7 protein-coding genes are annotated in these 8,614 nt (G+C 35.3%); 5 read left to right on the top strand and 2 right to left on the bottom strand.

The annotated features are described in order from the left end of the window. Positions 1-89: 89 nt before the first annotated feature. On the bottom strand, positions 90-935 hold the full coding sequence (locus WBQ70_RS00840) for a hypothetical protein (protein WP_423909236.1): 846 nt from the start codon (positions 933-935) through the stop codon (positions 90-92). A gap of 341 nt (positions 936-1,276) precedes the next feature. Continuing rightward, positions 1,277-3,163, bottom strand: a complete 1,887-nt coding sequence (gene dnaK, locus WBQ70_RS00835) for a molecular chaperone DnaK (protein WP_423909234.1) — start codon at positions 3,161-3,163, stop codon at positions 1,277-1,279. Positions 3,164-3,607: 444 nt separating this feature from the next. On the opposite strand from dnaK, the gene WBQ70_RS00830 reads away from it, so the two are divergent. The 5 genes from WBQ70_RS00830 to WBQ70_RS00810 all read left to right on the top strand — a co-directional run. Next, the gene (locus tag WBQ70_RS00830; RefSeq protein WP_423909231.1) at positions 3,608-4,075 is read left to right on the top strand and encodes a MarR family winged helix-turn-helix transcriptional regulator; all 468 of its coding nucleotides are present in this window, start codon (positions 3,608-3,610) and stop codon (positions 4,073-4,075) included. Continuing rightward, a complete protein-coding gene (locus tag WBQ70_RS00825; RefSeq protein WP_423909228.1) occupies positions 4,059-6,449 on the top strand; it encodes a 3-hydroxyacyl-CoA dehydrogenase/enoyl-CoA hydratase family protein in 2,391 nt (796 codons plus the stop codon). The genes WBQ70_RS00830 and WBQ70_RS00825 overlap by 17 nt, the downstream gene beginning before the upstream one ends. Positions 6,450-6,626: 177 nt before the next feature. Next, positions 6,627-7,808 (top strand): acetyl-CoA C-acyltransferase, encoded by a 1,182-nt coding sequence (locus WBQ70_RS00820; RefSeq protein ID WP_423909225.1) that lies wholly within the window; start codon positions 6,627-6,629, stop codon positions 7,806-7,808. A gap of 48 nt (positions 7,809-7,856) precedes the next feature. Continuing rightward, positions 7,857-8,210 carry a four helix bundle protein gene (locus tag WBQ70_RS00815; protein ID WP_423909222.1) on the top strand — a complete coding sequence of 118 codons (354 nt, stop codon included), beginning with the start codon at positions 7,857-7,859 and terminating at the stop codon, positions 8,208-8,210. A gap of 46 nt (positions 8,211-8,256) precedes the next feature. After that, positions 8,257-8,614: acyl-CoA dehydrogenase family protein (locus WBQ70_RS00810; RefSeq protein ID WP_423909220.1), on the top strand; the 358-nt coding region annotated here is incomplete at its 3' end.

The raw sequence follows: 8,614 nt of genomic DNA, 5'->3' as shown, positions 1-8,614 counted from the left end.
CGACCAATACTTCACTAAAGTAAAAAACCGAGCCTTTTTCTAGCTCGGTTTTATTTTGTTTAAAATTCCAATAAAAAAATCGAAATAATTTATTTTGTTATAGTTACAGTTAAACGGGACTGATAATCAGAATTATAACCATAAAGACCTGCATACCAAGTTCCTGATGAAGGATTAGAAATCGTACAAATTTTTACTTCACGGTTTGGAGTATGGCTTATATAATCTGCAGTCCATGTATATTTTGGTAAATATGTTGGTGGCTTAGGACCTGCTACGATAGGCGCACTATCTTTTCTCAAAAATAAATCTGCCAGATTACGATAATAATCGTTAGGTTCATTTGTTTTAACTACCATCGTTTTCACACCTGTAGGTACCACAAATGAAACCACTGATAACTGATATACTTTTCCTGTTACATCTTTATCCACTAATTTAGTTTCTACCGGAGTTGTACCAGTTCCTCCAGTTCCTCCTGATCCACTAGTTGTTGTGGCTACATTATTAACATAAACTGTGGGAGTGTTATTCTGTACGGTTATTTTAACCACGTTTGACGCTTTGTTAAATTTGGATTTTGATATAGTACCTGAATAGGAATTAGTAGTTAGATTCAGTCCTCCAGTAGGCGATGTTTGAGTATATCTTTTCTTAGTAAAAGATATAGAAACGATTGAAGGTAATGTCATTTTTATTTCTGAACTTGAAACTAATTTATTATTAATCACAATATCGGATATAATATTAAAATTTGTTGTTGTTTTATTTAAGTCTTCGGATAGTGCAGTAATTCCGAGGATTTCATCAACAGCTTCACTTACAACGTCATCAGCTGTATCATTTAAATCATCCAGAGCTTCACAGGAAGAAATAGAGAAAAATGATACTAATAAAATCAAACATACTGTCAACTTTAAGATTTTAATTTTCATAGTGTTTTTTTTTTCAAAACTAAAAATATTTATATCCTAAAGCAATACCCAAAAATAGGTATATTTATATAATTATTCCAGCTGTACCATAAAAAGGCAGAATGTGTAAGCATAATTAGATAATTGTTTCTCTAATTAAGATAAACTGACTATCTAATACTAATATGTTTAATTCCTTCTTACTGATAGTACAAAAATGAATTTTCAGAATTAATTTGGAGATTATACAACAGTTTTAGAGTTTTTTGATTTAATTTTTGCGATAAACCACAAAAAAACCGAGCCATTACTGACTCGGTTTCCATATTGTTTTTAAAATCTTAGTACTAATATCTAAATACTTATTTTACTTCTTCGAATTCAACGTCTTCAACGTTATCTCCTTGAGCTTGTTCTCCTTGTGGTTGTGCACCACCTTGAGCTTGTTCTCCTTGAGCATACATTGCTTCAGTAGCAGTTTTCCAAGCAGCGTTGATGTTATCAAGTGCAGTTTGGATAGCAGTAAGATCTTGAGATTGGTGAGCCATTCTCAATTCAGTTAATGCATATTCAACAGCAACTTTATGATCATCAGCTAATTTATCTCCAAGGTCTTTCAATTGAGTTTCAGTTTGGAAGATCATTCCGTCAGCTTCGTTCAATTTTTCAGCTCTTCCTCTAGCAATTTTGTCATACTCAGCGTTAGCTTCAGCATCTTGTTTCATTTTTTCGATTTCTTCAGAAGTTAATCCAGAAGAAGCTTCGATACGAATGTCATGAGACTTACCAGTTCCTTTATCAGTTGCAGAAACTTTGATGATACCATTAGCATCAATGTCAAAAGTTACTTCAATTTGTGGAACACCTCTTGGTGCTGGTGGAATACCGTCTAAGTTAAAACGACCGATAGTTTTGTTATCAGCTGCCATTGCTCTAGCTCCTTGAAGAACGTGTAGTTCAACTGTTGGCTGAGAATCAGCTGCAGTAGAGAAAACTTGAGATTTTTTAGTTGGAATAGTTGTGTTAGACTCAATTAATGTAGTCATAACTCCACCCATTGTTTCGATACCTAAAGATAAAGGTGTAACGTCAAGTAACAATACATCTTTTACATCTCCAGAAAGTACTCCTCCTTGAATAGCTGCTCCAATTGCAACAACCTCATCAGGGTTAACTCCTTTAGATGCTTTTTTACCGAAGAATTTCTCAACTTCTTCAACAATTTTTGGCATACGAGTAGATCCACCTACTAAGATTACTTGGTCGATATCTGAAGTAGATAAACCAGCATCTTTTAACGCTTGTGCTACAGGAGCCATAGAACGTTTTACTAATGTATCACATAATTGCTCGAACTTAGCTCTAGTTAATTTTTTAACTAAGTGTTTAGGTCCAGAAGCAGTAGCGGTAACGTATGGTAAGTTGATTTCAGTTTCAGCAGAAGATGACAACTCAATTTTAGCTTTTTCAGCAGCTTCTTTGATACGTTGCAATGACATTGGGTCAAGACGTAAGTCAATACCTTCTTCAGCTTTAAATTCGTCAGCTAACCAGTCAATGATAGTTTCGTCAAAATCATCTCCACCTAAGTGAGTATCTCCGTTAGTAGATAATACTTCGAAAACTCCATCTCCTAATTCAAGAACAGAGATATCAAATGTACCACCACCTAAATCGTAAACAGCAATTTTTTGATCAATTCCTTTTTTATCTAATCCATAAGCTAATGCCGCAGCAGTAGGCTCATTGATGATACGCATTACTTTAAGACCTGCAATTTCACCAGCTTCTTTAGTCGCTTGACGTTGTGCATCATTAAAGTAAGCAGGAACAGTAATAACCGCTTCAGTTACTGTTTGACCTAAATAGTCTTCAGCAGTTTTTTTCATTTTTTGAAGTGTCATAGCTGACAATTCTTGAGCAGTATATAAACGACCATCAATATCCACACGTGGTGTATTGTTGTCACCTTTTACAACTGAATAAGGAACTCTTTTAGCTTCAGCCGAAACTTCACCAAAACCACGTCCCATAAAACGTTTGATAGAAGCAATAGTCTTAGTTGGATTAGTTACTGCTTGTCTTTTTGCAGGATCCCCTACTTTAATTTCTCCACCTTCTACAAAAGCGATGATAGATGGTGTTGTTCTTTTTCCTTCTGCATTAGGAATTACAACAGCCTCATTTCCTTCCATTACAGAAACACAAGAGTTGGTAGTACCTAAATCAATTCCGATTATTTTACCCATTTTTACTATATTTAATTTTATTATATATTCGTTTTAATAACTTGTTGACGATAAAGCAATGACTGTGCCAACAAAAAACCGCCTTAGAAATTGTCAGTTATTATTAAAATATCCAAAACCAAACTGACAAGTTGACATTTTAAATAAACTGACAGACTAACAAATACCACTATTAACACTGTCATATATTCAACTTATTCTTTTTTTAGAATTGTTCCCGCTCATATCTATATGTTGTTAAAAAAAAGAATATAAAGGATACCGCTCCCATAAGACTAAGCATAAATATTTTGCTTCTTTATCTAGGCTTGTATAAGCTATAAACTACATTTATTTCTCCATTCTTAAAATAGGCATTTCAACTTTAACAAAAAAATAATTTATTTTATTATGCGTGCATAGTATTTATTCCTTATATTTGAAAGACACACCTATAGTAGGAATATGAAAGAGAAAACAATAGATTATATCCTAAGAGCAACATGGCAATCAATTGCACGTATGTACAATGAAGAAGCAACCAAATATGGTGCAACAATGGCAACTGGTTTTGCCTTATTAAGCATCGACAAACACAAAGGAACGCCTTCAACTGCCTTAGGTCCAAAAATGGGAATGGAAGCTACAAGCTTGACCAGAACCCTAAAATCAATGGAAGATAAAGGGCTTATCACTCGGAAAAAAAATCCCGAAGATGGTCGCGGAGTTTTAATATACTTGACCGAAGAAGGCAAAGTAAAAAGAGAATTATCAAAAACAACCGTACTCAATTTTAATGAAACCATTCGCCACTATGTTCCCGAAGAAAAACTACAACATTTTATTGAAGTAGCGGAAACAATTAACGAATTAATTCAAAATAAAACTATTTTTAATCAAATCGAAAACAAAGAAAATGAAGCGCACAATTAAAAAAGTTGCCGTAATAGGTTCTGGAATCATGGGTTCAGGAATTGCTTGTCATTTTGCCAATATTGGCGTGGAAGTGCTACTGCTAGATATTATCCCAAGAGAACTTACGGATATAGAAATCAAAAAAGGATTATCACTCGAATCTCCTTTGGTTCGCAATAGAATCGTAAACGAACATTTGGCAAATGCCCTAAAATCAAAACCCTCCCCTATTTACAGCACTAAATTTGCAAGTCGCATCACTACTGGAAACACCACTGATGACATAGCTAAAATTGCTCAAGTCGATTGGATTATCGAAGTTGTTGTGGAACGTTTGGATATCAAAAAAGTAGTTTTTGAACAAATAGAACAACACAGAAAACCAGGCACATTAGTAACTTCCAATACATCTGGTATTCCTATTCATTTTATGAGTGAAGGAAGAAATGAGGATTTCCAAAAACATTTTTGTGGGACTCACTTTTTTAACCCAGCACGATATTTAAAACTATTCGAAATCATCCCTGGTCCACAAACCTCAACAGAAGTCTTAGATTTCCTAACACTGTATGGTGAAAAATTTCTTGGAAAAACATCGGTTGTTGCTAAAGATACTCCAGCCTTTATAGGAAACCGAATTGGAATTTTCGGAATTCAAAGTTTGTTTCATTTGGTAAAAGAAATGGATTTAACGGTTGAAGAAATAGACAAACTCACTGGTCCAGTAATTGGTCGCCCTAAGTCGGCTACTTTCCGTACTGTTGATGTTGTAGGATTAGATACTTTAGTTCATGTAGCCAACGGAATTTATGAAAACTGTCCTGATGATGAACAACACGCTTTGTTTCAACTCCCTGACTTTATCAATAAAATGATGGAGAATAAATGGCTTGGAAGTAAAACAGGACAAGGATTTTATAAAAAAGTAGACAAAGACATCTTAACACTTGATCTTAACACACTTGAATATAGAGCAACTAAAAAAGCTTCGTTTGCTACTTTAGAACTCACCAAAACAATAGACAAACCAATCAACCGTTTTAAAGTCCTCGTAAAAGGAACGGATAAAGCAGGAGAATTCTATAGAAAAAGTTTTGCTGCACTTTTTGCTTACGTATCGAATCGTATACCTGAAATTTCAAATGAACTCTATAAAATCGATGATGCTATGAAAGCAGGATTTGGTTGGGAAAATGGTCCTTTCGAAATTTGGGATGCCATTGGTGTTCAAAAAGGAATCGACATGATGAAAGCTGAAGGTCTTGAACCAGCTTCTTGGGTTACTGATATGATTACATCTGGAAATAACAGTTTCTATACTATTAAAGAAGGTGCTACTTATTTTTATAACCTTCCAACAAAATCACAAGAAAAAGTACCAGGACAAGATGCTTTTATTATCCTGAATAACATTCGCGAAAGTAAAAAAGTATGGAGTAATAGTGGTGCAATCATTGAAGACTTAGGCGATGGAATCTTAAATTTAGAATTCCAATCCAAAATGAACACCATAGGTGGCGATGTACTGCAAGCTATCAACAAAGGAATCGATCTAGCCGAAAAAGAATACGAAGGATTAGTAATAGGAAATCAGGCTGCTAATTTCTCTGTAGGGGCTAATATTGGAATGATTTTCATGATGGCCGTCGAACAAGAATATGACGAATTGAATATGGCTATCAAAATGTTTCAAGACACGATGATGCGCGTTCGTTACTCGGCTACTCCAGTTATAGTTGCTCCACACGGAATGACTTTTGGTGGTGGTTGCGAAATGAGTCTTCATGCTGACAAAGTGGTTGCAGCTGCTGAAACCTATATGGGATTAGTAGAATTTGGAGTCGGAGTATTACCAGGTGGTGGTGGTTCTAAGGAAATGGCATTACGCGCTTCAGATTTATTCCATAAAGATGATGTAGAATTGAATGTATTGCAACAATACTTCTTGACCATTGCCATGGCAAAAGTATCAACTTCAGGTTATGAAGCTTTTGATACAGGTTTATTACAAAAAGGAAAAGATATAATTGTAGTCAACAAAGACCGACAAATAGCCGAAGCTAAAAAACACGCTTTATTACTTGCCGAAGCAGGTTACACCCAACCAATTCGTCGTACCGATGTTAAGGTATTAGGAAAACAAGCCTTAGGTATGTTCTTAGTGGGAACTGACCAAATGGTAGCTGGAAAATACATCTCAGAGCATGATAAAAAGATTGCCAACAAATTAGCTTACGTTATGGCTGGTGGTGATTTATCCGAAGCTAGTTTAGTTTCTGAACAATATTTATTAGACTTAGAACGTGAAGCTTTCTTATCCCTTTGTACCGAAAGAAAGACATTAGAACGTATTCAGCACATGTTGAAAACAGGGAAACCATTGAGAAATTAGAAATTAAGAGGCAAGAAGTAAGAAGCAAGATAGATTCACAACTGTCTTTTCTCTTTTTTCTTTCTTCTATTATCTATAAAAAAAATCAAATAAGAATCAAGAGGCAAGAAGTAAGAAGCAAGATAGATTCACAAACTATCTTTTCTCTTTTTTCTTTCTTCTATTATCTATAAAAAAATGAAACAAGCATATATAGTTGCCGCCTACCGTACCGCCGTTGGTAAAGCCCCTAAAGGAGTATTTAGATTCAAACGTCCTGATGAATTAGCCGCAGAAACCATCCAGCACATGCTGAAAGACCTGCCTGATTTTGACAAAACCCGTATTGATGATGTAATGGTAGGAAATGCCATGCCTGAAGCAGAGCAAGGATTAAATATGGGACGATTAATTTCGTTAATGGCCTTAAAAATAGAGGATGTTCCTGGCGTAACCGTCAACAGATACTGTGCTTCTGGAATAGAAACCATCGGAATGGCAACTGCCAAAATCCAAACAGGAATGGCGGATTGTATTATTGCAGGTGGTGCCGAAAGCATGAGTTATATTCCAATGGGAGGGTATAAACCTAGTCCTGATTATGCGGTTGCAAAAGCAGGAAATGAAGATTATTATTGGGGAATGGGGCTAACTGCTGAAGCTGTAGCCAATCAATTTAAAGTTTCCAGAGAAGATCAAGACGAGTTTGCTTACAATTCCCACATGAAAGCATTAAAAGCACAAGCGGAAGGGAAGTTTGACAATCAAATTGTTCCTATTACCATTGATCAAACCTTCATCAACGAAAAGGGTAAAAAAGACACCAAATCCTATGTTGTCACTAAAGACGAAGGGCCAAGAGCAGGAACATCAATAGAAGCATTGGCTAATTTACGTCCTGTTTTTGCTGCAGGCGGCAGTGTTACTGCTGGAAATTCCTCTCAAATGAGTGATGGAGCTGCTTTCGTTTTAGTCATGAGCGAAGAAATGGTCAAAGAATTAAATCTTGAACCTATTGCAAGATTAGTCAGTTTTGCTTCTGCTGGCGTAGAGCCTCGCATCATGGGAATTGCCCCTGTAAAAGCCATTCCAAAAGCATTAAAGCAAGCAGGATTACTACAAAAAGATATTGATTTAATCGAATTAAATGAAGCCTTTGCTTCTCAATCTTTAGCTGTTATTCGAGAATTGGATTTGAATCCTGATATTGTCAATGTTAATGGAGGAGCCATCGCCTTAGGGCACCCTCTAGGATGCACAGGAGCCAAACTTTCTGTTCAATTGTTTGACGAAATGAAACGCCGAGGGAATAAATACGGAATAGTCACTATGTGTGTGGGTACTGGACAAGGTGCTGCGGGGATTTATGAACTTTTATAGAAGATAAACTAGAAACAAGAGGAAAGAAACTAGAAACAGATAAGTTTAATGAAACATAATTTTAAAAATCTAAAAATATGGATCTTATCGATGGAAATCACATCGGATATTCATAAAATATGTTTAGAATTCCCTAAAAATGAAATGTATGGATTAGTTAGTCAGATGAATCGTGCAGCTGTTTCAATGCCTTCTAATATAGCTGAAGGTTCTAATAGAGGTAATATACATTTCAAACATTTTTTAAATATTAGTTTAGGATCATCATTTGAATTACAAACTCAATTATTAATAGCTAACCAATATAAATATATAACTGTAGAAAAAACAACTGAAATAGAAAACAAGATTATTGAATTTCAAAAAATGACTACTGGTTTTATCAGTAAATTGAACGATTAATCTTTTCTCTTTATTCTTTCATCTTTTCTCTTTAAAAAAATAAACCATGGACAACAAAACAAGAGGAGGTCAATTCCTAGTCAAAGAAACAAAATGTGAAGATATCTTTACTCCCGAAGATTTTAACGAAGAGCAAATCATGATGCGCGACTCCGTTAAAGAGTTTGTCGATAAAGAATTATGGGCGCATAAAATCCGATTTGAACAAAAAGACTATGCCTATACAGAGGAATGTATGAAAAAAGCAGGAGACTTAGGTTTCTTGAGCATTTCAGTACCTGAGGCTTATGGCGGAATGGGAATGGGATTTGTCAACACGGTTCTCGTTTGTGATTACATCTCGGGAGCTACGGGTTCTTTCTCAACTGCTTTTGGAGCACATACAGGGATTGGAACCATGCCTA

Source organism: Flavobacterium sp., assembly GCF_049590715.1.
Taxonomy (GTDB): Bacteria; Bacteroidota; Bacteroidia; order Flavobacteriales; family Flavobacteriaceae; genus Flavobacterium.
Note: the sequence above shows the minus strand (reverse complement) of the source record. Positions and strands in the feature narration are given on the sequence as shown.

Bases quoted from the DNA above. Each gene is read 5' to 3' on its own strand.
- WBQ70_RS00840 (WP_423909236.1), bottom strand. From the start codon at position 935: ATGAAAATTAAAATCTTAAAGTTGACAGTATGTTTGATTTTATTAGTA.
- dnaK (WP_423909234.1), bottom strand. From the start codon at position 3,163: ATGGGTAAAATAATCGGAATTGATTTAGGTACTACCAACTCTTGTGTT.
- WBQ70_RS00830 (WP_423909231.1), top strand. From the start codon at position 3,608: ATGAAAGAGAAAACAATAGATTATATCCTAAGAGCAACATGGCAATCA.
- WBQ70_RS00825 (WP_423909228.1), top strand. From the start codon at position 4,059: ATGAAGCGCACAATTAAAAAAGTTGCCGTAATAGGTTCTGGAATCATG.
- WBQ70_RS00820 (WP_423909225.1), top strand. From the start codon at position 6,627: ATGAAACAAGCATATATAGTTGCCGCCTACCGTACCGCCGTTGGTAAA.
- WBQ70_RS00815 (WP_423909222.1), top strand. From the start codon at position 7,857: ATGAAACATAATTTTAAAAATCTAAAAATATGGATCTTATCGATGGAA.